General features: G+C 42.6%; 27 protein-coding genes and 2 riboswitches. Of the genes, 24 read left to right on the top strand and 3 right to left on the bottom strand.

The genetic code is table 11. From position 1 onward, the window contains the following. Nucleotides 1–33: 33 nt before the first annotated feature. The 3 genes from M3205_RS07365 to M3205_RS07355 all read right to left on the bottom strand — a co-directional run bounded on the left by M3205_RS07365 (nucleotide 34) and on the right by M3205_RS07355 (nucleotide 956). Nucleotides 34–405 carry a spore coat protein gene (locus M3205_RS07365; RefSeq protein WP_251169313.1) on the bottom strand — a complete coding sequence of 124 codons (372 nt, stop codon included), beginning with the start codon at nucleotides 403–405 and terminating at the stop codon, nucleotides 34–36. Nucleotides 406–420: 15 nt separating this feature from the next. Continuing rightward, the gene (locus M3205_RS07360) at nucleotides 421–693 is read right to left on the bottom strand and encodes a hypothetical protein (protein WP_251169312.1); all 273 of its coding nucleotides are present in this window, start codon (nucleotides 691–693) and stop codon (nucleotides 421–423) included. A 131-nt stretch (nucleotides 694–824) separates the two neighbouring features. Beyond that, nucleotides 825–956, bottom strand: a complete 132-nt coding sequence (locus tag M3205_RS07355) for a YuzL family protein (RefSeq protein ID WP_251169311.1) — start codon at nucleotides 954–956, stop codon at nucleotides 825–827. Between the two features lie 259 nt (nucleotides 957–1,215). Here M3205_RS07355 and M3205_RS07350 point away from each other — a divergent pair, with 259 nt between their 5' ends. The 24 genes from M3205_RS07350 to M3205_RS07235 all read left to right on the top strand — a co-directional run bounded on the left by M3205_RS07350 (nucleotide 1,216) and on the right by M3205_RS07235 (nucleotide 25,256). After that, nucleotides 1,216–3,597, top strand: a complete 2,382-nt coding sequence (locus M3205_RS07350; protein WP_251169330.1) for a 3-hydroxyacyl-CoA dehydrogenase/enoyl-CoA hydratase family protein — start codon at nucleotides 1,216–1,218, stop codon at nucleotides 3,595–3,597. Nucleotides 3,598–3,636: 39 nt separating this feature from the next. After that, complete coding sequence (locus M3205_RS07345) at nucleotides 3,637–4,812, top strand: acetyl-CoA C-acetyltransferase (protein WP_251169329.1); 1,176 nt, start codon at nucleotides 3,637–3,639, stop codon at nucleotides 4,810–4,812. A gap of 65 nt (nucleotides 4,813–4,877) precedes the next feature. After that, complete coding sequence (locus M3205_RS07340; RefSeq protein WP_251169310.1) at nucleotides 4,878–6,662, top strand: acyl-CoA dehydrogenase family protein; 1,785 nt, start codon at nucleotides 4,878–4,880, stop codon at nucleotides 6,660–6,662. 208 nt (nucleotides 6,663–6,870) lie between these two features. After that, nucleotides 6,871–7,230, top strand: coding sequence for an arsenate reductase family protein (locus M3205_RS07335; RefSeq protein WP_251169309.1), 360 nt, complete (start codon nucleotides 6,871–6,873; stop codon nucleotides 7,228–7,230). Nucleotides 7,231–7,305: 75 nt separating this feature from the next. Continuing rightward, nucleotides 7,306–7,689, top strand: coding sequence for a glycine cleavage system protein GcvH (gene gcvH / locus M3205_RS07330; protein ID WP_009331744.1), 384 nt, complete (start codon nucleotides 7,306–7,308; stop codon nucleotides 7,687–7,689). A gap of 159 nt (nucleotides 7,690–7,848) precedes the next feature. After that, nucleotides 7,849–8,088 carry a YusG family protein gene (locus M3205_RS07325; protein WP_251169308.1) on the top strand — a complete coding sequence of 80 codons (240 nt, stop codon included), beginning with the start codon at nucleotides 7,849–7,851 and terminating at the stop codon, nucleotides 8,086–8,088. A 517-nt stretch (nucleotides 8,089–8,605) separates the two neighbouring features. Then, nucleotides 8,606–8,959, top strand: coding sequence for a toprim domain-containing protein (locus M3205_RS07320; protein WP_095243561.1), 354 nt, complete (start codon nucleotides 8,606–8,608; stop codon nucleotides 8,957–8,959). A gap of 15 nt (nucleotides 8,960–8,974) precedes the next feature. After that, complete coding sequence (locus M3205_RS07315) at nucleotides 8,975–9,283, top strand: thioredoxin family protein (protein WP_251169307.1); 309 nt, start codon at nucleotides 8,975–8,977, stop codon at nucleotides 9,281–9,283. Nucleotides 9,284–9,429: 146 nt separating this feature from the next. Then, nucleotides 9,430–10,701, top strand: a complete 1,272-nt coding sequence (locus M3205_RS07310; RefSeq protein ID WP_251169306.1) for an MFS transporter — start codon at nucleotides 9,430–9,432, stop codon at nucleotides 10,699–10,701. 141 nt (nucleotides 10,702–10,842) lie between these two features. After that, entirely contained in the window at nucleotides 10,843–11,181 is a 339-nt protein-coding gene (locus M3205_RS07305) for a hypothetical protein (RefSeq protein ID WP_251169305.1), read from the top strand. 52 nt (nucleotides 11,182–11,233) lie between these two features. Continuing rightward, nucleotides 11,234–11,335: riboswitch (SAM riboswitch) on the top strand. Nucleotides 11,336–11,421: 86 nt separating this feature from the next. Further along, nucleotides 11,422–12,738, top strand: coding sequence for an O-acetylhomoserine aminocarboxypropyltransferase/cysteine synthase family protein (locus M3205_RS07300; RefSeq protein WP_251169304.1), 1,317 nt, complete (start codon nucleotides 11,422–11,424; stop codon nucleotides 12,736–12,738). Between the two features lie 140 nt (nucleotides 12,739–12,878). After that, a riboswitch (SAM riboswitch) is annotated at nucleotides 12,879–12,982 on the top strand. A gap of 152 nt (nucleotides 12,983–13,134) precedes the next feature. Continuing rightward, nucleotides 13,135–14,160: a methionine ABC transporter ATP-binding protein gene (locus tag M3205_RS07295; protein ID WP_251169303.1), complete on the top strand. Its 1,026-nt coding sequence runs from the start codon at nucleotides 13,135–13,137 to the stop codon at nucleotides 14,158–14,160. Next, nucleotides 14,153–14,821: a methionine ABC transporter permease gene (locus tag M3205_RS07290; RefSeq protein ID WP_251169302.1), complete on the top strand. Its 669-nt coding sequence runs from the start codon at nucleotides 14,153–14,155 to the stop codon at nucleotides 14,819–14,821. Before M3205_RS07295 ends, M3205_RS07290 begins: the two co-directional genes overlap by 8 nt. Nucleotides 14,822–14,833: 12 nt before the next feature. Further along, on the top strand, nucleotides 14,834–15,679 hold the full coding sequence (locus tag M3205_RS07285) for a MetQ/NlpA family ABC transporter substrate-binding protein (RefSeq protein ID WP_251169301.1): 846 nt from the start codon (nucleotides 14,834–14,836) through the stop codon (nucleotides 15,677–15,679). A gap of 126 nt (nucleotides 15,680–15,805) precedes the next feature. Beyond that, the gene (locus M3205_RS07280) at nucleotides 15,806–16,177 is read left to right on the top strand and encodes a carboxymuconolactone decarboxylase family protein (protein ID WP_251169300.1); all 372 of its coding nucleotides are present in this window, start codon (nucleotides 15,806–15,808) and stop codon (nucleotides 16,175–16,177) included. A 293-nt stretch (nucleotides 16,178–16,470) separates the two neighbouring features. Continuing rightward, nucleotides 16,471–16,623 carry a hypothetical protein gene (locus M3205_RS07275; RefSeq protein WP_169799774.1) on the top strand — a complete coding sequence of 51 codons (153 nt, stop codon included), beginning with the start codon at nucleotides 16,471–16,473 and terminating at the stop codon, nucleotides 16,621–16,623. A 332-nt stretch (nucleotides 16,624–16,955) separates the two neighbouring features. Continuing rightward, the gene (gene sufC / locus M3205_RS07270; RefSeq protein ID WP_035329355.1) at nucleotides 16,956–17,741 is read left to right on the top strand and encodes a Fe-S cluster assembly ATPase SufC; all 786 of its coding nucleotides are present in this window, start codon (nucleotides 16,956–16,958) and stop codon (nucleotides 17,739–17,741) included. 17 nt (nucleotides 17,742–17,758) lie between these two features. After that, nucleotides 17,759–19,069, top strand: coding sequence for a Fe-S cluster assembly protein SufD (gene sufD, locus M3205_RS07265; RefSeq protein ID WP_251169299.1), 1,311 nt, complete (start codon nucleotides 17,759–17,761; stop codon nucleotides 19,067–19,069). Then, nucleotides 19,069–20,298 (top strand): cysteine desulfurase, encoded by a 1,230-nt coding sequence (locus M3205_RS07260; RefSeq protein WP_251169298.1) that lies wholly within the window; start codon nucleotides 19,069–19,071, stop codon nucleotides 20,296–20,298. Before sufD ends, M3205_RS07260 begins: the two co-directional genes overlap by 1 nt. Further along, complete coding sequence (sufU, locus tag M3205_RS07255) at nucleotides 20,288–20,734, top strand: Fe-S cluster assembly sulfur transfer protein SufU (RefSeq protein WP_251169297.1); 447 nt, start codon at nucleotides 20,288–20,290, stop codon at nucleotides 20,732–20,734. Before M3205_RS07260 ends, sufU begins: the two co-directional genes overlap by 11 nt. A 105-nt stretch (nucleotides 20,735–20,839) precedes the next feature. Continuing rightward, nucleotides 20,840–22,237, top strand: coding sequence for a Fe-S cluster assembly protein SufB (sufB, locus tag M3205_RS07250; protein WP_197205210.1), 1,398 nt, complete (start codon nucleotides 20,840–20,842; stop codon nucleotides 22,235–22,237). A gap of 182 nt (nucleotides 22,238–22,419) precedes the next feature. After that, nucleotides 22,420–23,265 (top strand): DUF72 domain-containing protein, encoded by an 846-nt coding sequence (locus M3205_RS07245; protein WP_251169296.1) that lies wholly within the window; start codon nucleotides 22,420–22,422, stop codon nucleotides 23,263–23,265. Between the two features lie 124 nt (nucleotides 23,266–23,389). Next, nucleotides 23,390–23,692, top strand: coding sequence for a YunC family protein (locus tag M3205_RS07240; protein WP_251169295.1), 303 nt, complete (start codon nucleotides 23,390–23,392; stop codon nucleotides 23,690–23,692). 469 nt (nucleotides 23,693–24,161) lie between these two features. Then, nucleotides 24,162–25,256 carry an HD-GYP domain-containing protein gene (locus M3205_RS07235; protein ID WP_251169294.1) on the top strand — a complete coding sequence of 365 codons (1,095 nt, stop codon included), beginning with the start codon at nucleotides 24,162–24,164 and terminating at the stop codon, nucleotides 25,254–25,256. Nucleotides 25,257–25,291 lie beyond the last annotated feature (35 nt).

Genomic DNA, 25,291 nt, shown 5'->3' with positions numbered 1-25,291 from the left:
TTAAATTTCCAGTAGGAATTATATCGGCTTTTCTTATTGCATCTGGCCATTGCCATAAGGCAATTGATTGGTATAGCCCTGAAACTGCTGATAGGATTGTTGGAGCTTTTGCTGGTCTGCAGCTTCAACCTTATACCAGCCTTTTCTGAACATTAGATTGTAAAATTCTCTCTGCTGGTTTTGAGTTTCATTGAAAGCTGCAAGAATATCCTGATAGAGGCTCTGGTGGCTTGCCTCATTTAAAGCAACTGAATAGGCATCTGTCATATATTTTTCAGTAGACAGAATATCATTTGTAAAATCACGCTCATTCATTTGCGGTGTTTTATTTACCTGTGTTTCGGGATTTTGAATCGTATTGGGATTCTGGTTCTGATTCTGGTTCTGGTTCTGGTTCTGGTTCATTTTTAATGCTCCTTCCTATTGCATTCCCATAAAGTTTTGCTGACTTTGCTGGTTTAAATGACCAAGCAGCTGTTCATAGTGACGCTGATGCATTTGGCCGCACTGCTCGAAATGTGTTTTTAGCTCCTGGTCCTGGCATTGCTGCGCATAAAAATGCGCTTTTTTACAGGCCAGTAGATTCCATGAAAGCATGTCTGTTAAGTAAAGGGCATCTTTAGTGGAAATGACAGCAGGAGGCTGCTGCATAATGCCTTGCTGATTCTGCATGTTCATATTTTGCTGCTGCATAATTTTGTTCCTCCTATTCTAATAGCGTTATACGAAGATATCTTGCCTCTGATAAACGTGTGCTATTCTGTGGCAGATGATTTACTATCTGCATAATGCAAACTGTATAACAGCCTTCTATAAAAAACGGCTCATCGCTTATATTGATTATTTTGGCTATTTCTTTTCTTAGGTCCTTCCCTTTCAACAGTCGGGCCCGCATCTCCCTTGACACTAGCAGCGCTGACTCCTGCCTTAGAAGGATCTTTTTTCATTTTTCCCATTTCTTTCACCTCCCTCACGAATTAAGAATGTTTCCTTTTTAGAGTGTCCAAAACACTTATTTCAAATTGCACAAAAAATTACAGCTGAGGCATTATAAAATTTCAAAACATTTTTAAATTTCCGCTTAAAATCATTGCGTAAATTTTGCAAATATTTTATAGTAATAACTAACAGAACTCATTCAGAAGAAAAGTATATTTTTTTGCAAATAAAATGAATGAGTATTCATTCAAAAAGCAAAAGGGGGAAATAAAGTTGATCCAACAAATAAAAAAGGCAGCAGTTTTAGGCTCAGGAGTCATGGGATCGGGGATCGCAGCCCATCTGGCCAATATCGGAATTCCAACACTTTTACTGGATATTGCGCCCCGCGAATTAACGGATGCCGAAAAAGCGAAGGGGCTTACCCTTGAAAATAAAGCAGTCCGCAATCGAATCAGTGAAGGGAACCGCCAAAAGCTGTTAAAACAAAAGCCCGCCCCATTAACTTCTAAAAAGAATATAGCTTTGATTGAGGCAGGAAACTTTGAAGATGACATGGAGCGTCTGAAGGATGTCGATTGGATTATTGAGGTTGTTGTGGAAAACCTCAGCATCAAGAAACAGGTTTTTGAAAAAGTAGACCAGCATCGTAAGCCAGGGAGCATTGTCAGCTCCAATACGTCAGGCATATCTGTTGAAGCAATGTCAGAAGGGCGCTCGGAAGATTTTCAAAAACACTTCCTTGGAACACATTTCTTTAATCCTCCCCGCTACTTAAAGCTGCTTGAAGTTATTCCTACTAAAAAAACTTCTTCTGAAGTGCTGTCATTTATGAAGCAATTTGGCGAAGATGTACTGGGAAAAGGTGTAGTTGAAGCAAAAGATACACCAAACTTTATTGCCAACCGGATCGGGACGTATGGCCTTCTCGTTACAGTGCAGGAGATGCTTAAGGGCGGATACAGTGTAGGCGAAGTGGATTCCATAACAGGTCCGCTGATTGGACGTCCGAAAAGTGCTACCTTCAGAACGCTTGATGTAGTAGGGCTTGATACATTTATACACGTGGCAAACAATGTTTATGACCAGGTGGACGGGAAAGAAAAAGATGCTTTTGAAGTCCCTGACTTCATGAAGATGATGCAGGAAAAAGGCTGGCTCGGAAGCAAAACAGGTCAAGGGTTTTTCCTGAAGAAAGGCAAAGAGATTCTGGAGCTGAATCCGGAAACCTTGGAATATGGCCCGCGCCAAAAACTTAAGACAGCTTCGACTGAACTGGCCAAACAGGCAAAAGGCACTGCAGGAAAATTGAAAGCGCTTGTATATTCAGATGATCGCTCCGGCCAATTGTTGTGGAACATACTCAGCCCGGCTCTTCTCTATTCAGCACAGCTTCACGGCGAAATAGCTGATGATGTGACAGCGATAGACCGTGCGATGAAATGGGGCTTTGGCTGGGAGCTGGGTCCGTTTGAAACCTGGGATGCCATTGGAGTAGAGAAATCAGTTCGAAAAATGGAGGAAGCAGGCGAAGAAGTGCCGGCATGGGTAAAAGAGATGCTGGAAAAAGGCATTAATTCCTTCTACAAAGAAGAAGAGGGACAGAGATATTTTTATCATAATGGCGAGTACAGATTAATCGAGGAAAACCCTAAAGTAATCAATTTAAAACAGCTTAAGAAGCAAAAAGGTGTTATCAAAAAGAATACAGGTGCAAGCCTTGTTGATATAGGCGATGGGGTTGCATTGCTGGAATTCCATTCGCAAAGTAATGCAATTGGATTGGATATTATCCAGATGATCAACTTTGCGGTAGATGAAGTGGAGAAGAACTACAAAGGCCTTGTAATCGGGAACCAGGGCAAGAACTTCTGTGTAGGTGCAAACCTTGGAATGATTCTTATGGAAGCGCAGGATGACAATATTTATGAACTTGATATGGTTGTCCGCCACTTCCAGAATGCGATGATGAAAATTAAGTATAGCGCGAAGCCGGTAGTTGCCGCTCCATTTGGCATGACACTTGGCGGTGGAGCTGAGGTATGTCTGCCTGCTGCACATATTCAGGCATCAAGTGAAACATATATGGGGCTCGTTGAAGTGGGTGTCGGCCTGATCCCGGGAGGAAGCGGAAACAAGGAGCTTTATTTGAAGCATCTTGAAAATATGCCAAATGGTGTGGAATTTGACCTTCAAAAGGTTGCGAATAAAGTGTTTGAATCGATTGCAATGGCAAAGGTTTCAACATCTGGCGAGGAAGCAAGAGACAATAACTTCCTGAACCTGGCAGATGGCATAAGTGTGAATGGGGATCATCTCCTTTATGATGCAAAGCAGGCTGTCCTTGCCCTGCATGAGAAAGGCTATAAGCCTCCTGTCCGCAAAAAGGTGCCGGTTGTCGGTGAAACAGGTTATGCGACCCTTCTGCTTGGAGCTCAGGCGATGCTTTACTCTGGCTATATCTCAGAGCATGATTTGAAAATTGCCAAAAAGCTTGCCTATGTAATTGCAGGCGGAAAAGTGCCTTATGGAACAGAAGTTGATGAGCAATATTTGCTTGACTTGGAGCGTGAAGCATTCCTTAGTCTTGTGGCGGAACCAAAATCACAGCAGCGTATGCAGCACATGCTTTTAAAAGGGAAACCATTGCGCAATTAAGTGATAGAGTAGGACATTAATAGAAAGAGAGGGAACATGATGAGAGAAGCGGTTATAGTTGCAGGTGCCAGAACACCGGTCGGAAAAGCCAAAAAAGGTACGCTTGCAAATGTCAGGCCGGATGACTTAGGAGCGCTCGCAGTAAAAGAAACCCTAAAGCGTGCAGGGAATTATGAAGGAAATATCGATGATTTAATTATCGGATGTTCGATGCCTGAAGCAGAACAGGGGCTGAACATGGCCAGGAATATCGGTGCCCTTGCCGGACTTTCACACGAAGTTCCGGGGATAACGATCAATCGCTATTGTTCTTCAGGCCTGCAGGCTATTGCCTATGCAGCTGAAAAAATCATGATTGGCCATGCAGATACAATTATCGCCGGCGGAGCAGAATCTATGAGCCTGGTGCCAATGATGGGGCATGTGGTCCGCCCGAACGCCAAACTGGCGGAAACAGCTCCTCAATATTACATGGGCATGGGACATACAGCTGAAGAGGTTGCAAAAAAGTATGGCATTACACGTGAAGACCAGGATGCATTTGCTGTCAGAAGTCATCAGAAGGCTGCTAAAGCAATCCAGGAAGGCAAATTTGCAGATGAAATTGTACCTGTAGACGTAACCTTCAGATCTGTTGGAAAGGACAATAAGCTGATTGAAAAAACAATCCAATTTAGCCAGGATGAAGGTGTTCGTGCAGATTCCACAATAGAAACACTTGGGAAACTGCGTCCGGCATTCTCGGTAACCGGCAGTGTCACAGCAGGGAACTCATCACAGACAAGTGATGGAGCTGCAGCCGTAATGGTTATGGACCGGGAAAAGGCAGAATCATCCGGATTGAAGCCGATGGCTAAATTCAGAAGCTTTGCCGTAGGCGGTGTTCCTCCTGAGATCATGGGTGTCGGCCCGGTAGTGGCCATTCCCAAAGCATTAAAGCTTGCAGGGCTGGAGCTTTCGGATATTGGTTTATTTGAATTGAATGAAGCTTTTGCATCCCAATCCATTCAAATTATCCGTGAGCTGGGAATGGATGAAGAGAAGGTAAATGTTAACGGAGGCGCGATTGCACTCGGGCACCCGCTGGGCTGTTCCGGAGCCAAGCTCACTCTGTCTCTAATTCATGAAATGAAACGCCGCAACCAGCAATTCGGAGTAGTAACAATGTGCATCGGAGGCGGCATGGGCGCAGCCGGAGTATTTGAACTTTTATAAGTTGAATCGAAAATTGGAGAGAAGCCACAGGCTTATCTCCGCAAAAACAGAATGGAGGAAAGTAAATGTCAAATCAAACTGAAAATCTTATTAAAGGCGGAAGCTTTTTAATCGAAGATGTTTCCTATAACCGGGTATTTACACCTGAGGACTATACAGATGAGCAGGTTATGATTGCTAAGACGACTGAAGATTATGTAGTGAATGAAGTTGTTCCACAAATTGAACATCTTGAAAATCATGAATTTGACCGTTCGGTAAAACTATTGAAGCAAGCTGGGGATCTTGGCCTATTGGGCGCAGATGTTCCAGAAGAATACGGCGGACTTGCTTTAGATAAAGTAAGCTCAGCACTGATTGCAGAGAAAATGGCGCGTGCTGGCGGATTTTCCATCTCTCACGGCGCACATGTCGGCATTGGTTCTCTTCCGATTGTTCTATTCGGTAATGAAGAACAAAAGCAAAAATACCTTCCTCAACTTGCTACAGGCGAAAAGCTTGCCGCATATGCATTGACAGAGCCAAGCTCAGGTTCTGACGCTCTTGGAGCAAAAACAACCGCCAAGCTGAATGCTGAGGGCACACACTATGTATTGAATGGTGAAAAGCAATGGATTACCAATGCAGGTTTTGCAGATGTTTTCGTTGTATACGCAAAAATTGACGGCGAACACTTCTCTGCATTCATCGTTGAAAGGGAGTTTCCTGGTGTATCTGTAGGGGCTGAAGAAAAGAAAATGGGTATCAAGAGCTCTTCTACCCGTACGTTAATTCTTGAAGACGCCCAAGTGCCAAAGGAGAACCTGCTGGGTGAATTGGGCAAGGGCCATGTGATTGCTTTCAATATCTTAAATATTGGCCGCTACAAGTTAGGTGTAGGGGCAGTAGGCGGAGCGAAGCGTGCATTCGAACTGGCTGTTCAGTATGCGAACCAGCGCCAGCAGTTTAAGACACCTATCTCTCAATTTAACTTGACTAAAGAAAAACTGGGCACTATGGCTTCAAAAATTTATGCAGCAGAAAGTGCAGTGTATCGTACAGTAGGTTTGTTCGAGGATCGTATGAGCAAACTTACAGATGAAGAAATAAAAGACGGCAAAGAAGTTGCAAAGTCAATTGCTGAATATGCCATTGAGTGCTCCATGAATAAATTCTTCAATACGGAAGTCCTCGACTACGTAGTAGATGAAGGTGTTCAGATCCACGGGGGCTACGGTTTCATGGCTGAATACGAGATTGAAAGAGCATACCGTGATTCACGCATTAACCGTATCTTTGAAGGAACAAACGAAATCAACCGTCTATTAGTGCCAGGCACGTACCTCCGCAAAGCTCTAAAGGGAGAACTTCCGTTATTCCAGAAAGCCCAGGCGCTGCAGGAAGAACTCATGATGATGATGCCTGAAGAGCCTGGTGACGAGCCGCTGGCACAGGAAAAATATCTGGTTAAGAACGCGAAAAAAATCGGACTGCTTGCTGCTGGTCTGGCAGCACAAAAGTATGGAAAGGCTCTTGATAAAGAACAGGAAGTACTCGTAAACATTGCGGATATTATATCGAATGCATATGCAATGGAATCTGTTGTTCTTCGCACTGAAAAGGCCATTGAAAAAGCTGGCCTTGAAAAGAGCAAACAAAAGCTTCTGTACACTCAAATCTTCTGCCAGGAGGTATTTAACGAAATTGAGCAGGATGCAAAGGAAACACTTGTGGCAGTAGAAAACGGCGATGCTCTGCGCATGATGATGTCCGCACTGCGCAAATTCACACGCCACACGCCAGTCAACGTGATTACAAAGAAGCGTGAAGCATCAGAAAAACTGATCGACGCGGAACGTTTTACAGTTTAAACTGACTTAGCTCCCTTTCGATGAAGGGGGCTTTATTTTTGTGAAATATCCTTTCAAAAACTTGTTCCGGCATGCAGGAACAAATAGAAAAATGTCGAATATTAAATTGGTGATCAATGTTATGCTTTGTCACCCTTTTATGTTACTATTCAATTAAAAGGCAGCAATTTTGGATGAGCCTGAATTTGTTAAAATGGGTGGTGAAAAAATGGCGTTGACTTTTTATTGGTATCCTAAATGCGGGACATGCCGTAAGGCCAGGAAATGGCTTGACGAACATAATTTGTCCTATGAAGAAATACATATAACAGAGAATCCGCCTTCTCGAAGCGAACTTGAAGCGCTTTATAAAAAGAGCGGTTTGGAACTAAAGAAGTTCTTTAATACGAGTGGCCAAAAATATCGGGAGCTCGGCTTGAAGGACAAAGTAAAAACCTCTTCAGATGAAGAGCTGCTCGACATTTTGGCAACAGACGGAATGCTGTTCAAGCGACCGCTGCTGACAGATGGAGAGAAAGTAACAGTTGGCTTCAAAGAAGAGGAATATAAAAAGACATGGCTTTCCTAATAGCTGGATGCCATCATTAACCATGAGATCGATTTACTGATCATAAATTGAAATATTAATATGGAGGGATACATAATGAGCACACCAAAAGAATTACGTTATTCAGAAGAGCATGAGTGGGTAAAAACAGAAGATGGGAAAGTCCGCATTGGGATTACGCATTTCGCGCAATCAGAACTTGGTGACATCGTATTCGTTGAGCTTCCAGAAGTTGGCGATGAGCTAAGTGCCAACGAACCATTCGGAAGCGTAGAATCTGTAAAAACAGTTTCTGAACTTTATGCGCCTCTAAGCGGTAAAGTGGTTGAAGTAAATGAAGACCTTAACGACAACCCTGAGTTCGTAAACGAATCTCCATATGAAAAAGCATGGATGGTTGTGGTGGAACCTTCAGATTTGAGCGAAGTAGAAAGCTTGATGACTGCTGAGCAATATGAAGAAATGACAAACGAAGACTAATTTGAAAGCCGGTTCACTTCCGAACCGGTTTTTGTGTTTTTTTAGGGGTATATCATTTCCAGTTTCATCTTTTTTGTTCTTACCTTTAATTGCTATTTTTCTTTTACAGGGACAGGGCAAAACTATGGGTACCCAGATGCATGAAAGGAATGATTACCTATGACACTGAAGCAGCAGAAAATCGATATAACTGACCGGGTTGTCGGCAAACTTAACAATAAAGGGATAGATCTTTACCTTGAAAACGAAAGAATTGGACAAATCAGCCTTCCGGAAGGCTCTTCTTTCAACTTGTCCCATCATTTTGAAACCGAACACCAAAAAATATACCAGAATGTCTCCGTTCCGGATCAAGCGCAAGCGCGCTACACAGACTGTGACGAAGGAGGCTGGTGCTGATTACTGTAAACAGCGGAATGACTTCCGCTGTTTATTTAATAGGCTAAAGCAATTTGAGCGGGCATACAATGAAATAGGTCTTTTTAAAAAATCCTTTTCTTCGAAAACATTTCCTTTCCTACCGGTAAGGAATATATAAATCAGCGCAGGCCCAACCTTCAAAATGGGCAGGAGATTCACACCATAACCGAGAATAATGAATATATTAAGATATGACTGTTTTCTTAAAAAGTCTGTTGGTGCGAGATCCTCGAAAATGCATTCGCATTTTCTTCTTGCGGTGTTTACTCAAGGTATCATTATCAAATTCCTACGGGAGTAGCGGGACAGGTGAGACCCCACAGACCCGTAGCGTCGAGGATGCTCACCGCCTGCCCCGTGGTTCGCTGAGCATCCTCCCGCTGCAATCAACGGACAATATTGATAAGCATAAAACAACAATTTATGCGAAAAGAGCCTAAGATAAAACCAAAAATTTAACGAACAGTTTCAAAATAACTCCTTTCAGGTGATGACGATGAACGATGGAATTCCGGAAAAAGTGATAATTGTCGAAGGAAAGTCAGATAAAACAAAGGTTAAAAGTATAATAAGAGAGCACGTTGAAATTATCTGCACAAATGGAACAATAAGCATTACCAAACTGGATGAATTAATTGACACGCTGTTTGATAAGGATGTATATATATTGGTAGATGCAGATTCAGCAGGTGAAAAGCTGAGAAAACAATTCAAAAGGGAATTTCCAGAGGCAGAGCATCTATACATCGATAGAATGTACAGAGAAGTAGCAACAGCACCGGAACACCATTTGGCAACAGTGCTGTTGGGTGCTAACATTGACGTTTATACACAATATCTGGACAGATAGAGTAAGGATGATAAAATGCAGGAATGGTCGCAGCAGGACATTGAGGAAGCACTTAGCGGAGAAGAGATGATTCTTCTCTATATGTATACGCCTATGTGCGGAACCTGCCAAATGGCAGGAAAAATGCTGGCAGTTACAGAACAATTGCTGCCAGATCAAAAAATGGGGAAAGCGGACTTAAATTATATGCCGCAATTGGCTGAAAAGTGGGGAGTGGAAAGCGTACCGTGCCTCCTCATCTTCAGAAAAGGAACTTTACATGAAAAATTATATGCCTTCCGATCCGTACCCTATTTATTGGAGAAAGTCAGAAGCATCGATTAGCAAAAACCAGGAGCGAAGCAGCCTGGTTTTTTGCATGTTTTAAAAACGTCTTTTCACTATTCGAAATATATTTACAAATCTATTCCGAAAGGATATGATACTTAGGGAATCGAAATATAAGTCATACAGTGCAGGAAGGTATCCGCATGGCATTCTACAGGGAGTGGGCTGGTCAGTTTAACGGCTATAACCGCAACATTAAATTGGCTTTTATGGCGAATATCCTTACACAAATTGGTTTTGGGATATTCATGGTCATCTATAATTTCTACATAAGGGAGCTCGGCTACTCAGAAAGTGTTAATGGACAAATTATATCCATGACAGCTCTCGCGACAGCACTGATTCTTGTGCCGGCAGGGGTCGCTAGCGACCGAATTGGCAGAAAAAAAGCGATGATGTTTGGTGCAGTTGCAACAGGTGCAGTTATGCTCTTCAGAAGTTTGGTTGACATGCAGGAACTCCTGATTGTATTTGCATTTTTGACCGGGCTGACAACAGCCTTTCTTCAGGTATCCGCCATACCATGGATGGCTGAAAATTCAAAGGCCGACCAAAGGGTTCATTTATTCAGTATTCATTTTGCTATAATGACGGGAGCAAATGTGATCGGGAACTTAAGCGGTGGCATCTTCACGGATGTATTTTCTTTGTTTACGGATCAGCTCACAAGCATTCGCATTACCCTTCTGATTGGAAGTGTGTTTTTCATAGCCGGCTTATTTCCAATTTTGCGTTTCGCAGAGGTTTCGAAAGATCAACAAGATGCAAAGAGCATAAAAGGCTGGTCATTCAAGAATCTCTCAGCTAAACATGATGGTGTGAAAATTATCGCGATGTTTGCTTTTGCTCAGCTTCTAATTGGAATTGGCGCTGGGCTTGTTATTCCATATCTGAATCTATATTTCGCTGACCGCTTTGAAGCATCCAATTCAACTATTGGCATGATTATTTCATTAGGGCAGGCTGCCACGGCCTTTGCCATGATTATCGGACCGCTTGTGGTAAGAAAAGTGGGAGAGGTTAAAGCCGTTGTGATCCTGCAGCTCATGTCACTTCCTTTCCTGCTTTTAACCGCTTATACTGAAAACCTTTGGCTGGCTGCTATCGGCTTTTTGTTCCGGCAGGCGTTGATGAATGCCGGGAATCCTATACAAATGTCATTGATGATGTCAAAGGTAAGTGATTCGATGAAAGGGCTGGCAAACTCAATCAATCAGATGGTGTTCAATCTGGGGTGGGCTGTAATGGGCCCGGTTTCAACAGGAATCGTCATGAGATATGGAGATTATTGGGGATATGCACTCGTATTCACCATTACAGCTTCTTTATACTTGATTGGCTCTCTCTACTTTTTCTTTGTATTCAGAGGCTATAAAAAGACAAAAACTGCAGCCGCCTCCATAAAAATAATATGATCTGACATATTTCTCGGGAAATGAAAGGGCAATGCCAATTAGAGTCATTGCCTTTCGGATTTTGTCGAATGAAAAATAAAGGACTAAAGCTCTTTATTACTGAATACTAAAGCAATCGAACCCATTAAAAGAGGTGAGACTGTGAGGGATTTACCTGATGTATTCATCCGGGAATTAAAGACTAAAGGGCATCTGGGATTTTTCTTAAGAAAATCAAACTTTTCTTTGCGTATTATAGCGGGAAATATTTGCATTCCATTAAAGATTTCGAATGGGGAAATACGGAAGGCGAGCCACACCGGCCACTTTGATTTGGAAATCTCGGGATCGGAAGAAGCTGTACTGTCACTGATTACAGGAGAAGTAATATTAAGAGATGCCATCTCCCGAAATGAAATTTTGATGGAAACCACATACAGAAATAAGTTGCTGCTCGAATCTTTTTTCTGTCTAGGGAAAATTTCACTGCACAATACTTGACCGTTTTTTTAATAGTATGATAATATCATTTTAATATTTAATTAACTGAATATTCTTATCAAGAGAGGCGGAGGGACTGGCCCAGTGAAGCCCGGCAACCGGTAAAGTACACGGTGCTAAATCCAGCAGAGCAGAATGCTCTGGAAGATAAGAAGAGTCGATACAGCCCTCTTCTTATGAAGAGGGTTTTTCTGCTTTTAAGAAATGAAATACAAACATTTTTATAGAGGAGAGATAGCGATGACGGACAAACAGAAAAATTACCGCTTTGAAACAATTGGAGTACATGGGGGGCTGAAGCCTGACCCTGTAACTGGCGCGAGAGCGGTTCCGATTTATCAGAATAATGCTTACCAGTTCAAGAATACAGATCACGCTGCAGACCTCTTCGCCCTGAAAGAGCCGGGATATATCTATAGCAGGATACATAATCCCACTGTCAGTGTATTTGAGGAAAGAGTGGCCCTGCTTGAAGGAGGAGTGGGCGCACTGGCTCTTGCCAGCGGACAGTCTGCCATTACACTTGCCATTTTAAATATTGCCGAAGCCGGTGATGAAATTGTTGCCGCATCCAATTTATATGGGGGTACCTATAATCTATTTGCAGTTACACTTCCCAAATATGGTATAAAGGTGAAACTGGTCGATCCAAAGGATCCCGAAAACTTCCGGAGTGCCATTACAGAAAAAACAAAGGCTGTCTTCGCTGAAACAATTGGAAACCCGAGCCTGAAAATCCTGGATATTGAAAAGGTTGCCGCAATTGCACATGAAAACGGTGTGCCACTGATTGTGGATAACACTTTTGCTACACCATATCTTTGCAGGCCTATAGAACACGGCGCTGACATTGTCATACACTCTGCGACAAAATGGCTGCTTGGCAATGGAACCACAATGGGGGGAGTTATAGTAGACGGCGGAAAATTCGACTGGAATTCTCCGAAGTTTCCGGGCTTTACAGAGCCTGATTCGAGCTACCATGATATTGTCTATAGCGAAGCAATAGGAGAAGCTGCTTATATAATCAAAGCACGGGTACAGCTGTTAAGAGACTTAGGGCCTGCAATGAGTGCGCAAAGTGCCTTCCAGTTCACATTGGGGCTTGAAACTCTTCATGTGAGAATGAAGGAGCACGTTGCCAATACCAAAAAGGTAGTGGAATATCTGGATGCCCATCCGGCCGTTAATTGGGTGCTCTATCCAGGTCACGAAGGTCATCCGGACAAAGAATTGGCAGATAAATACTTGCCCAAAGGAGCTGGGGCAGTGGCTGTATTTGGAATTGCTGGGGGAAGAGAGGCTGGAGCAAAGCTGATCAATAGCCTGCAGCTGTGGGCGCATGTGGCAAATGTCGGGGATGCAAAGAGCCTGATTATTCACCCTGCAAGCACGACTCATCAGCAGCTGGATGAGGAAGGTTTAAAGGCTGCGGGAGTATCGGAGGATCTAATTCGGATTTCGATCGGCATCGAAAATGCAGAAGATCTGATTGAAGATCTGGAACAGGCGATAGAAGCAGCTGCAGGTCTCACATCAATTGCCGCAAAAGCATAAAGGGAAATTTCCCATTCGCTTTATTCCGAAAGTTTGAAATTTCATCGTTGACACCTTTTTAATGGCTATGATATGATAGCAAAAGTAATTATAAAACTGCTTAATTCATTTAAAGTATTAATTGAATATAGAACGTAACGCTCTTATCAAGAGAGGTGGAGGGAAGTGCCCTATGAAGCCCGGCAACCGTCAATTAGTTGAAATGGTGCCAATTCACTCAAAGCATAGCTTTGATAGATGAGAGAAAGGACTAAATCTCTTTATGCCTTTCTGCTCATCTGCAGAAAGGCATTTTTGCTTTTGCGCATGAAAGCCTATGAGGAGTAAAAGATAAGGGAATAAAAGCAGTCTATTAATTATTATCTGTATCTTTCGATAAAAGAGGTGACTATCACGTTGATTACTATAAAAGATGTACAGAAGATATTTTCTTCAAATAAAGGCCAGGTTAAAGCAGTAGATGAGGTTAACCTGGAGGTGAAAGAAGGAGAAATATTCGGTGTTATCGGATATAGCGGTGCAGGTAAAAGCACCCTAATCCGCATGCTGAATGGGCTGGAGATTCCTACACATGGCAGTGTTACTGTAGCAGGTAATGAGGTTTCAAAGATAAAGGGAAGCAAGCTGAGAAAAGCTCGTCAGGAAATAAGCATGATTTTCCAACATTTCAACCTGTTATGGTCAAGAACAGTAAGAGAAAATATAGCATTTTCGCTTGAAATCGCAGGTGTTTCCCGGCAGGAAAGGCTCAAAAGAGTAGACGAGCTCATTAAACTCGTCGGTCTGGAAGGCAGGGAAGATGCCTACCCATCTCAGCTGAGCGGCGGTCAAAAGCAAAGGGTCGGAATTGCCAGAGCTCTTGCCAACAATCCCAAAGTGCTCCTTTGTGATGAAGCGACATCTGCCCTTGATCCTCAGACAACGGATTCCATTTTGGAGCTGCTCGTAGACATCAATGAACGGCTGGGCTTAACCATTGTCCTTATAACTCATGAAATGCACGTGATCCGTAAAATCTGCCATCGGGTTGCTGTTATGGAAGGCGGACGCATTGTGGAAATCGGTCCTGTATTGGATGTGTTTAAGAATCCCAAAGCAGGGATTACAAAACGGTTTGTCCAGCAGGTGACAGAGCCGGAAGAAACGAAGGAAACAATTGATCATCTGGTCGATTTGTATCCTAAAGGAAAAGTAGTCCAATTAGGATTTGTCGGTGAATCAGCTGAACAGCCATTGATTACAAACCTGATCCGTCACTTCCAGGTAACAGTTAATATCCTTCAGGGAAAGATTTCCCAGACGCAGAATGGTTCTTACGGTACCTTATTCATCCATGTTGATGGAGAAGCAGAGGAAGTTGCAAAAGCGATCGAATATATCCATTCTCAGCAGGTGGGCGTGGAGGTGATTTCCAATGCTTAATGAATGGTCTCCAAATGTAAAATGGGACTCCATGTGGGAAGCTACTGTAGAGACTCTCTATATGACAACTATTTCTGTTATTGCAACCTTTATTTTAGGAGCGATTTTGGGGCTGCTGCTCTTTTTGACCTCAAAGGGGAATATCTGGGAAAATGCAGCAATCAATAAAATTATCTCAGCTTTCGTCAATGTATTCCGTTCGATTCCATTTATCATTCTGATTGTGTTATTAATCCCATTTACTAAGTTTCTGCTTGGAACAATGATTGGGGAGGATGCAGCACTGCCTGCATTAATTATTGGTGCTGCCCCGTTTTATGCTCGAATGGTGGAAATTGGCTTGAGGGAAATTGACAAAGGGGTAATTGAAGCTGCCAAGTCAATGGGTGCAAAAACAAGCACGATCATCTGGAAAGTTCTGCTTCCGGAATCAATGCCTGCCCTTGTTTCGGGAATTACCGTGACAGCTATAGCGCTGGTTGGCTACACGGCAATGGCTGGTGTTATCGGTGCCGGGGGACTTGGAAATCTGGCTTATCTGGAAGGATTCCAACGGAGCCGTAGTGATGTGACGCTTATGGCGACCGTTATTATTTTAATCATCGTATTTATTATCCAGTTTATTGGAGATATCATTACAACTAAATTAGACAAACGATAAGGAGAGATTTACATGAAAAAATGGTTATCACTTGCTTTTGCACTGGCGGTTGCACTTGTACTTGCAGCTTGCGGCACTTCAGAAGAAGGCGGCAAATCCGGTGAAGGCGGAAATAGTAAAGATAGCAAAAAGATTACAGTGGGGGCTTCCAATATCCCTCATGCTGAAATTCTTGACGAAGCAAAGCCGTTACTTGAAGAAAAAGGATTTGAACTTGATGTTGTAACATTCCAAGATTATGTATTGCCTAACCAGGCTCTAGAATCTAAAGAGCTTGATGCAAACTACTTCCAGCACATTCCTTATCTTGAGTCACAAAAGGCTGAGCATGGATATGATTTTACGAATGCAGGCGGAATTCATATTGAACCAATCGGAGTGTATTCCAAAAAGTACAAGAATCTCGAGGAGCTTCCTAAGGGTGCAACAATCATCATGAGCAACTCAGTCGCAGATCATGGCCGCATCCTTTCCATGCTTGAAAATGAGGGACTTATCACTTTAAATGAAGATGTTGAAAAAACAGAAGCAACATTAGAAGATATTAAAGATAATCCGAAAAAATTAGAGTTTGATACTGAATACGAAGCATCACTTCTTCCTCAGATCTACAATAATGGAGAAGGAGATGCAGTTCTGATTAATTCCAACTATGCAATTGATGCAGGATTAAATCCTCTTAAAGATTCAATTGCTATTGAGGACAAAGATTCACCATATGTGAATGTAATTGCAGTACGCACAGGTGATGAAGAAAAAGAAGGAATTAAAGCTCTGGTTGAAGTGCTTCGTTCAAAAGAAATCCAGGATTTCATTCTTGAAAAATATGAAGGTGCTGTTGTGCCGGTATCTGAATAAAGCAGAAATGCAGGCGTTCACAGCGCCTGTTTTTTTTGTATTTCAGCAACCCAGCTTCCAGCAGTATAGATTGAAAAGCAATCAAACATACTAACCTTGATACTATTTGAAATGGAGTGGAGACCGATGGAACATTATCATGAACCTTCAAACTCAATAGAAGAAGCCCTGCATGATTATAAAGTCGGATTAGGTATATTTACTGAAAAAATGCCCGATTTGGCACAGCATTATAATGCTTTTACAGAAGCATGCTTTAAAGAAGGTGTACTATCCCAAAAAGAGAAGCAGCTGATTGCGCTCGGAATCAGTTTATATTCTCAGGATGAATACTGTATTATCTACCACACGAAAGGCTGCATTGACCAAGGGGCGTCTGAAAAAGAGATTCTTGAAGCAGTAGGAGTAACAGCAGCTTTTGGTGGCGGAGCTGCCATGAGCCAGGCGGTTACACTAGTCCAGGAGGCCATGACCGAATTGAATCAGCAAAATCACTGAAAATAAACTCCTGCTTGATAGCGGGAGTTTTCTCTTAGATTAAATATTTTTCAGAAAATTTATACAACCAACCATTAATCCAGAGCATTCGGCCAGTATTCTAAGGATGGGAAGCATGAAAGCGTTTCACCGGATCTCATTCCTTATTTTGCTAATAAAATCAGGTTTTTTCCGCTTTGTGCGGGGTATAGTGTGAGTGTTAAGATTTTAGATGTAATACAAATGCTGAAAAGCATAAAAACCGAAAGGATTGATTCATTATCAGTCAGTTACAGCTGAACTACACGAGTGAAATGGAAAAAGCTATGCAAGCTGCCCATGGAGTTGGATATGAAGTGTACAGCCGGAAACATGATATTCGAATGGAAGTTGAAAAAAGACGTGAAGAAGATTATCTTCAAAGCCAGCGCTTAGTTGCAGATCTTGAAAGAAAAATTCATTCCTAAGTCATAGGTATATATAATAATGAAGTAAATAGTAACCAGTGCCAATGATGCACTGGTTTTCTTTTTGCAATACATGAAAATGCAGTACCGGGAAAAAATAGACAGGACATGCTGGTATCCGGTAATTCACTCTTTGATGACAAGAAATTTATATGATAAAATCTATATCTGCAGGCTTTCTAAACATTTTCGTTTGAAAAGTTTGTTAATGGTCTCAAAGAGTTGCTATGATATTTGATTTGTTATAAGATTGTAATGAGAATAAAATGAGAATAGAGATTTGCGGATGAAACCGATTTACAAATCTTCTTTTATTGACGGAGGTATATATTATGGCAGGATCAGTACTTACAATTAAAGACCTTCATGTTGCTATTGAGGGAAAAGAAATACTAAAAGGTGTTAACCTTGAGATTAAAGGCGGAGAAATTCACGCAATCATGGGGCCGAACGGTACAGGTAAATCTACTTTATCTTCTGCTATCATGGGGCATCCGAAATACGAAGTAACACAGGGCAGCATCACATTGGATGGTAAAGATGTTCTTGAAATGGAAGTTGACGAGCGCGCACGTGCCGGACTTTTTCTTGCAATGCAATATCCAAGTGAAATCAGCGGCGTAACAAATGCCGATTTTTTACGTTCTGCAATTAACAGCCGCCTTGAAGAAGGAAATGAAATTTCTCTTATGAAATTTATCCGCAAAATGGACAGCAAGATGGAGTTCCTGGAAATGGATCTTGACATGGCTCAGCGTTATCTTAATGAAGGTTTCTCAGGCGGAGAAAAGAAGCGCAATGAAATTCTTCAATTAATGATGCTTGAACCTAAAATGGCTATCCTGGATGAAATCGACTCCGGTTTGGATATCGATGCATTGAAAGTTGTTTCAAAAGGAATCAACGAAATGCGCGGTGAAGAGTTCGGATGCTTAATCATCACACACTACCAGCGCCTTCTTAACTACATCACACCTGACCATGTTCACGTGATGATGCAAGGCCGCGTTGTAAAATCAGGCGGACCGGAGCTTGCACAGCGCTTAGAAGCTGAAGGATATGACTGGATTAAGAAAGAATTGGGCATTGAAGACGAAACAGTTGGGCAAGAAGCGTAAGCGTTAGGGGGATCACTATGACAACGGAAATAAAACTACCATTTGATAAGGAATATGTTACTTCCTTTTCAAAAGATATGGGCGAGCCGGCATGGCTGACAGAACTCCGTCTAAATGCGCTTGCAGACGCGGAAAGCCTGCCAATGCCAAAGCCTGATAAAACGAAAATAGATAAATGGAACTTCACACAGTTCGAAAAGCATATTGTCGGAAGCGAAGACTTTGCGTCTCTAAACGATCTTCCTGAGGATGTTAGAAATCTGATTGATACAGAAGCTGGAGATCAAAATTTATATATTCAACGCAATAATAGACCAACGCATTTGACTGTATCTAAAGAACTGCAGGAAAAAGGTGTTATTTTCACAGACATCTTTACAGCGGCAAGAGAACACAGTGAGCTCCTTCAGAAATATTTTATGAAGGATGGCGTTAAAACGGACGAACACCGTTTAACCTCTTTGCATGCGGCTCTTTTAAACGGTGGAGCGTTCTTGTACGTTCCAAAAAATGTGGAAATTTCAGCTCCGATTCAGGCTGTATATATTCATGATGATAAAGAGGCAAACCTGTTCAACCATGTATTGGTTGTAGCTGATGATAACAGCTCAGTTACTTACGTGGAAAACTATATTTCTGTAGTTGAGGAAGCAAACGGCATCTTCAATATTGTTACAGAGGTCATTGCAGGTGCCAATGCACGAGTGCAGTATGGTGCAGTTGACACGCTTGCTAAAGGAACTACAGCTTATGTGAACCGCCGCGGGGTTGCAGGCCGTGATGCCCGTATTGAATGGGCTCTTGGATTAATGAACGATGGCAATACAGTTTCAGACAATACAACGAACCTTGTTGGAGACGGTTCTTTTGGCGATACTAAGACAGTTGTGGTAGGACGCGGAGAACAGACTCAAAACTTTACAACGAAAGTAGTGCATTTCGGAAAGAACTCCGAAGGCTACATTTTAAAGCATGGGGTTATGAAAGACTCTGCTTCATCCATCTTTAATGGAATCGGCAAAATTGAGCATGGAGCTTCCAAGTCAAATGCCGAGCAGGAGTCACGCGTACTGATGTTAAGCGAAAAAGCGCGTGGGGATGCTAACCCTATTTTATTAATCGATGAAGATGATGTAACAGCAGGACACGCAGCTTCAGTTGGCCGTGTGGATCCATTGCAGCTATATTATCTAATGAGCCGCGGTGTTTCCCAAAAAGAGGCTGAACGTCTTGTTATACACGGCTTCCTGGCACCTGTTGTTAATGCTCTTCCAATCGAAGGCGTTAAAAAGCAGCTGACTGCCGTTATTGAAAGGAAAGTAAAATAATGAATGCCCGTGAGATTCGGCAAATGTTTCCCATCCTGGATCAGGAAGTCAATGGAAATCCTCTTGTTTATCTGGACAGTGCTGCTACTTCCCAAAAGCCTGTTCCGGTAATTGAGGCGATTGATAAATACTACCGGGAATATAATTCGAATGTTCATAGAGGCGTCCATACGCTGGGCACAAGAGCAACCGATGGCTATGAAGGCGCCAGGGAAAAGGTGCGGAAATTCATTAATGCGAAGTCTACTGAGGAAGTTATTTTCACAAGAGGAACAACAACTTCCATCAATACAGTGGCAGCAAGCTACGGACGCGCTAACCTGTCTGAAGGAGATGAAATTGTGATCTCCTATATGGAGCACCACAGCAATATTATTCCTTGGCAGCAGGTTGCGAAACAGACGGGTGCCACATTAAAGTACCTTCCTCTGCAGGAAGACGGAACTATTTCTCTTGAGGATGTCAGAACAACTGTTACGGCTGATACGAAGATTGTATCGATCATGCAGGTATCGAATGTCCTGGGTGTGATGAATCCGATTAAGGAAATTGCAAAAATCGCTCATGAAAATGGCGCAATCATGGTAGTGGATGGTGCTCAAAGCGCTCCGCATATGAAAATTGATGTTCAGGATCTGGATTGTGATTTTCTTGCTTTTTCCGGCCATAAGATGTGCGGCCCTACCGGCATTGGTGTTCTATACGGAAAGAAAATGCACCTTGAAAAAATGGAGCCGGTTGAATTTGGCGGTGAAATGATCGACTTTGTCGGCCTCTATGAATCGACATGGAAGGAACTTCCGTGGAAATTCGAAGGAGGAACGCCAATTATTGCAGGTGCCATTGGACTTGGAGCTGCTATTGATTTCCTTGAGCAAATTGGCCTGGACGAAATCGAGGCATACGAGCACAAGCTGGCCGCTTATGCTATGGAGAAAATGTCTACTATAGACGGAATGACCATATATGGGCCTAAAGAAGCCTCGAAACGCGCAGGTCTTGTTACGTTTAATATAGATGATGTTCATCCACATGATGTGGCTACTGTATTGGACGCAGAAGGAATTGCAGTCCGCGCCGGCCATCATTGTGCACAGCCGCTCATGAAGTGGCTTAAGGTGTCGGCAACTGCACGTGCAAGCTTCTACCTGTACAATACGGAAGAAGATATTGATAAGCTTGTTTCAGGGCTTGTCAAAACAAAGGAGTATTTCAGCGATGTCTTCTAAAAATTTAGATACCCTTTACCGCCAGGTTATAATGGATCATTATAAAAACCCTCGTAACAAAGGGGTACTTGAAGATGACAGCTTGACGATCAATATGAATAACCCTACTTGTGGGGACCGTATTCAATTGACGCTGAAGCTTGAGGACGGTATAGTAGCTGATGCGAAATTTGAAGGCGAAGGATGTTCCATCTCAATGTCCTCAGCTTCCATGATGACCCAGGCGATCAAGGGTAAAAATATTGAAGAAGCCTTAAAGCTTTCCAAAGTTTTCTCTGACATGATGCTGGGAAAAGAATATGATGAAGATGATTTGGATCTTGGCGATATCGAAGCTCTTCAAGGAGTTTCCCAATTTCCTGCCCGAATCAAATGCGCCACTTTGGCATGGAAAGCAATGGAAAAAGGCGTGAGCACGAAAGAAGAACAGGAATAATCAATCAAACGTTTGATTGAAAACTTTTTCGTCTGTCTTGTGTGCTTAAAAACTATGAATTGGTAGGGGGTTAACCCTTTCCAATATGAATGGAGGAATACGACGATGGCAAAAAAAATGCCTGAGATCGGCGATTATAAGTATGGTTTTGCCGATAAAGACGTTTCCATTTTCCGATCAAAACGCGGTTTGACAAAAGAAATTGTTGAAGAGATTTCAAAATTGAAGGAAGAGCCACAATGGATGCTTGACTTCCGTTTAAAATCACTGGACCATTTCTATAACATGCCTATGCCGCAATGGGGCGGAGATTTAGCGTCATTAAACTTTGATGAAATTACGTATTATGTAAAGCCTTCTGAAAAAACTGAACGCTCTTGGGATGAGGTTCCTGAAGAAATCAAACAGACATTTGATAAATTGGGTATTCCTGAAGCTGAACAGAAGTATCTTGCCGGTGTTTCTGCACAGTATGAATCAGAGGTTGTTTACCATAATATGCAGGAAGACCTTGAGGCAAAGGGAATCGTATTCAAGGATACAGATTCAGCTCTTCGCGAAAATGAAGATATCTTCCGTGAGCACTGGGCAAAGGTTATCCCTCCGACAGACAACAAGTTCGCTGCATTGAACTCAGCAGTTTGGTCTGGAGGATCGTTCATCTATGTTCCTAAAGGGGTTAAGGTTGATACGCCATTGCAGGCATATTTCCGCATTAACTCTGAGAACATGGGGCAATTTGAGCGTACATTAATCATTGTTGATGAAGGCGCACATGTACACTACGTAGAGGGCTGTACAGCACCTGTTTACACAACCAACTCACTTCACAGTGCGGTTGTTGAAATCATCATCAAAAAAGACGCATATTGCCGTTATACTACCATTCAGAACTGGGCAAATAACGTATTTAACCTGGTTACGAAACGTGCGGTTTGTGAATCAAACGCAACAATGGAATGGATTGACGGAAACATCGGTTCAAAACTGACAATGAAATATCCGGCAGTTATTCTTAAAGGAGAAGGCGCACGCGGTATGACCCTTTCCATTGCATTAGCTGGTAAAGGGCAGCACCAGGATGCAGGTGCGAAAATGATTCACCTTGCACCAAACACTTCTTCAACAATTGTATCAAAATCGATTTCCAAGCAGGGCGGTAAAGTAACATACCGCGGAATCGTTCACTTCGGCCGTAAAGCGGAAGGTGCACGTGCCAACATCGAATGCGATACGCTAATCATGGATAACCAGTCAACTTCAGATACGATTCCTTACAATGAAATCCTGAACGACAACATCTCTCTTGAGCATGAAGCGAAGGTTTCAAAGGTTTCAGAAGAACAGCTTTTCTACCTTATGAGCCGTGGAGTTTCTGAGGAAGAAGCAACAGAAATGATCGTAATGGGCTTCATCGAGCCATTTACGAAAGAGCTTCCAATGGAATATGCAGTAGAGATGAACCGCTTGATCAAGTTTGAAATGGAAGGTTCTATCGGTTAATAGATATATTAATGAACCCGTTTACCGGCTATGGTAAGCGGGTTTTTAAATATAAAATAGGTTCTTTCTATCTTTGGAAAAGTGATGATTAAACTGTTAAAGTGAAGATATATCACTTTGATAAATGCTAATTTAGTTTTCATTTTAATTTGTAAAGACTAAAGCCAATCGGAGGTGTTTCAATGATTATCATAGGCGTAACAGGCTGGGGCGATCATGACAGTCTTTATACAGGCTCCATCTCGCCAAGAGATAAATTAAAGGAGTACGCCGGCCATTTCCCGGCCGTCGAGGTGGACTCTGCATTTTATGCTGTGCAGCCAAAACGCAACTCCGTGAAATGGGTAAAAGACACCCCTGATGGGTTTCAATTCATTGTAAAAGCCTATCAGGGCATGACTGGGCACCAGAGAGGCGAAATCCCATTTGAAAGCAAAGATGAAATGTTTGAGGCGTTTAAAGATTCATTGGAGCCATATATCGAATCCGGCAAACTGGCTATGGTGCTGTTTCAATTCCCGCCATGGTTCGACTGCAAAAAGGCCAATGTCGATTACCTTCGCTGGTGCAGGGAGCAGATGGGGGAGATCCCCTGTGCCCTGGAGTTCAGGCATCAATCTTGGTTTCGGCCGGAGTTTAGGGAAGGCACGCTAAGCTTTATGAAAGAGGAAGACTGGATTCACAGCATCTGTGACGAACCTCAAGCCGGTGAGGGTTCTATTCCAATGGTCCTGGAAACAACCAGTCCTGATAAGGTTCTTGTTCGGTTTCATGGCCGTAACATTCACGGCTGGCAAAAAAAGAATGCGGACAACTGGCGGGAGGTCCGCTATCTGTACCGCTATAACGAAAGAGAACTGGCAGAATGGGCAGAACATCTAAAAAATCTCGAGAAAACATGCAAAAATGTATTCGTCGTCTTCAACAACAACTCCGGCGGTGACGCAGCAGACAATGCTAAACAAATGATCAAAATGCTCGATATCGAATATCAGCAGCTCGCTCCCAGACAGCTGGATTTATTTTAAACCGGGTGACAGGCACCTATACCACTTCAGCCAACTGGTATAGGTGCCTGTCACCGTTCACCGTTCACCCTTTCCCATGTCCGTACATATTGTGTAAGGGAAAAGGAAAGGAGTGGGTGCAGGTATGATTGATTTGAAGCCGATTGATATAGGTGGTCACACTTTTTTGAGTGTTTCGGTGCAGCTGCCTAAGACTAATCTGCTGGTGGTGACAAATGATAAAGGGTATATCATGTGCGGAGCCCTGGATGTAGCTTTGCTGAATGAGAAGCTTAAGGACCGCAAAGTAATTGCCGGCAGGGCTGTTGGTGTAAAAACGATAGATCAACTGTTAAATGCCCCGCTTGAATCTGTCACTTATGAAGCCGAGGAACTGGGCATTGTCAAAGGAACGATCGGGAAAGAAGCACTTCTCAAAATGATTTAAAGGCATGCCCTTAAGAGGCATGTCTTTTTTTGATGGGTGTGATCTAGCAGAAGTAGCGGGGCGTCCAGGAAGCTAAGGCGACAGTCTCGAAAAGCGGAAAAAGTGTACAGCATGGGACAGGTATAGAGCGTAGGCAAAAATGGATATTCTCACATAAAATTATTTATCCGCACATAAAAGTCGGCTATCTGCACAGAAAAAACATTATCCGCACATAAAGTAAGGCTATCCGCACAGAAAAAACATTATCCGCACATAAAGTAAGGCTATCCGCACATAAATAGATAATTGACTAAAAAAGCAGTCCGGATTAAAGGCAGGCACAGCAAAAATAATCGGAATTTACTAAAAAATCGCTTCTTTTGATAAGAACTTCCGCCAATGCAGGAATTTTGTCGTATAATGTAAATAAAACCAAATAATTCCCGAAATATAAAATAGCAGTGAAAAAAGGATATGGGAGATACATATGAGATTAGCAGCAACCAATACAATTGAGACTGGCAGTGTTTTGGCCAAAGCTATATATAATGACAAGGGTCAGGTTCTTTTGCATGAAGGTGTGGAGCTGGCTGATATATTAATAAATAAATTGCAGGAAATGGGCATTACCTATGTGTATATCAAAGATTTGCGCACTGAGGATATCCAATATAGGGACCCACTGACACCTAAAATGCGCAAGCAGGCTATTAAAACCATAGAAACCGTTCTAAAGGAAGTAGAAGCAAATAAAGAGTTGTCCGCCTCACTTGTAATTGAGAATGCGTCAAAGCGGCTCTCAGAGCTGATTCGGCAGCTGATTATTGAAATAAGGGGAAATAAAGAGCTTCTTACGATCTTGTCTGACGTTTATACATATGATCACTATATATTTACACATTCCCTCAATGTGACTCTCTATTCTTTGGCAATCGGGATGAAGCTTCAGCTCCTGCCAAAGGAGCTGGAAATTCTGGGTCTGGGTGCCATTCTTCATGATATCGGAAAGATGAAGGTGCCTGCAGATATTCTTATGAAACCGGGTAAATTGACAGCAGAAGAGTTTGAATCAATTAAGAAGCATCCGGAAGATGGATTTAATATATTAAGAAAAGTAGAGACGATACCTCTCCTTGTTGCGCATTGTGCCTTTCAGCATCATGAGAGATTAAATGGTTCAGGCTATCCGCGCGGCCTCCAGGGGAGCGAGATTCATGATTTCGGTAAAATAATTGCGATTGCGGATGTATTTGATGCAGTAACATCCAACCGCATTTACAGGCAGGCTATGCTCCCTCACGAAGGGCTGGAAGTTCTGTATGCAGGTGCCGGGAAATTATTTGATAAGAAAGTCATTGAAGTTTTCCGAAAAGCAGTAGCCGTGTATCCAATTGGTGTTACGGTCGAGCTGAATGATGGAAGAAAAGGTGTTGTCTGCCGGCAGAACCCGGGACTTAGCGACAGGCCTGTCATTCGGATACTTGAAGAAGAGGGCAGGTATGTAAAGCCATATGAGGCAGATTTAGGACTTGAATTGAATTCTGTTATTACAGGCTGCGATACGACCCTAATACAACAATAAAGTGGAACTTTAATCAATGGGGGCTTTCTGCCCGT

It is taken from the genome of Cytobacillus firmus, from assembly GCF_023715565.1.
Lineage (GTDB): Bacteria > Bacillota > Bacilli > Bacillales > Cytobacillaceae > Cytobacillus > Cytobacillus firmus_C.
Note: the sequence above shows the minus strand (reverse complement) of the source record. Positions and strands in the feature narration are given on the sequence as shown.

Bases quoted from the DNA above. Each gene is read 5' to 3' on its own strand.
- M3205_RS07280 (WP_251169300.1), top strand. From the start codon at position 15,806: ATGGAACATTATCATGAACCTTCAAACTCAATAGAAGAAGCCCTGCAT.
- sufB (WP_197205210.1), top strand. From the start codon at position 20,840: ATGGCAAAAAAAATGCCTGAGATCGGCGATTATAAGTATGGTTTTGCC.
- gcvH (WP_009331744.1), top strand. From the start codon at position 7,306: ATGAGCACACCAAAAGAATTACGTTATTCAGAAGAGCATGAGTGGGTA.
- M3205_RS07260 (WP_251169298.1), top strand. From the start codon at position 19,069: ATGAATGCCCGTGAGATTCGGCAAATGTTTCCCATCCTGGATCAGGAA.
- M3205_RS07290 (WP_251169302.1), top strand. From the start codon at position 14,153: ATGCTTAATGAATGGTCTCCAAATGTAAAATGGGACTCCATGTGGGAA.
- M3205_RS07300 (WP_251169304.1), top strand. From the start codon at position 11,422: ATGACGGACAAACAGAAAAATTACCGCTTTGAAACAATTGGAGTACAT.
- M3205_RS07360 (WP_251169312.1), bottom strand. From the start codon at position 693: ATGCAGCAGCAAAATATGAACATGCAGAATCAGCAAGGCATTATGCAG.
- M3205_RS07325 (WP_251169308.1), top strand. From the start codon at position 7,849: ATGACACTGAAGCAGCAGAAAATCGATATAACTGACCGGGTTGTCGGC.
- sufD (WP_251169299.1), top strand. From the start codon at position 17,759: ATGACAACGGAAATAAAACTACCATTTGATAAGGAATATGTTACTTCC.
- M3205_RS07240 (WP_251169295.1), top strand. From the start codon at position 23,390: ATGATTGATTTGAAGCCGATTGATATAGGTGGTCACACTTTTTTGAGT.
- M3205_RS07345 (WP_251169329.1), top strand. From the start codon at position 3,637: ATGAGAGAAGCGGTTATAGTTGCAGGTGCCAGAACACCGGTCGGAAAA.
- M3205_RS07335 (WP_251169309.1), top strand. From the start codon at position 6,871: ATGGCGTTGACTTTTTATTGGTATCCTAAATGCGGGACATGCCGTAAG.
- M3205_RS07285 (WP_251169301.1), top strand. From the start codon at position 14,834: ATGAAAAAATGGTTATCACTTGCTTTTGCACTGGCGGTTGCACTTGTA.
- M3205_RS07245 (WP_251169296.1), top strand. From the start codon at position 22,420: ATGATTATCATAGGCGTAACAGGCTGGGGCGATCATGACAGTCTTTAT.
- sufC (WP_035329355.1), top strand. From the start codon at position 16,956: ATGGCAGGATCAGTACTTACAATTAAAGACCTTCATGTTGCTATTGAG.
- M3205_RS07340 (WP_251169310.1), top strand. From the start codon at position 4,878: ATGTCAAATCAAACTGAAAATCTTATTAAAGGCGGAAGCTTTTTAATC.
- M3205_RS07315 (WP_251169307.1), top strand. From the start codon at position 8,975: ATGCAGGAATGGTCGCAGCAGGACATTGAGGAAGCACTTAGCGGAGAA.
- M3205_RS07275 (WP_169799774.1), top strand. From the start codon at position 16,471: ATGGAAAAAGCTATGCAAGCTGCCCATGGAGTTGGATATGAAGTGTAC.
- M3205_RS07365 (WP_251169313.1), bottom strand. From the start codon at position 405: ATGAACCAGAACCAGAACCAGAACCAGAATCAGAACCAGAATCCCAAT.
- M3205_RS07320 (WP_095243561.1), top strand. From the start codon at position 8,606: ATGAACGATGGAATTCCGGAAAAAGTGATAATTGTCGAAGGAAAGTCA.
- M3205_RS07235 (WP_251169294.1), top strand. From the start codon at position 24,162: ATGAGATTAGCAGCAACCAATACAATTGAGACTGGCAGTGTTTTGGCC.
- M3205_RS07355 (WP_251169311.1), bottom strand. From the start codon at position 956: ATGGGAAAAATGAAAAAAGATCCTTCTAAGGCAGGAGTCAGCGCTGCT.
- sufU (WP_251169297.1), top strand. From the start codon at position 20,288: ATGTCTTCTAAAAATTTAGATACCCTTTACCGCCAGGTTATAATGGAT.
- M3205_RS07310 (WP_251169306.1), top strand. From the start codon at position 9,430: ATGGCATTCTACAGGGAGTGGGCTGGTCAGTTTAACGGCTATAACCGC.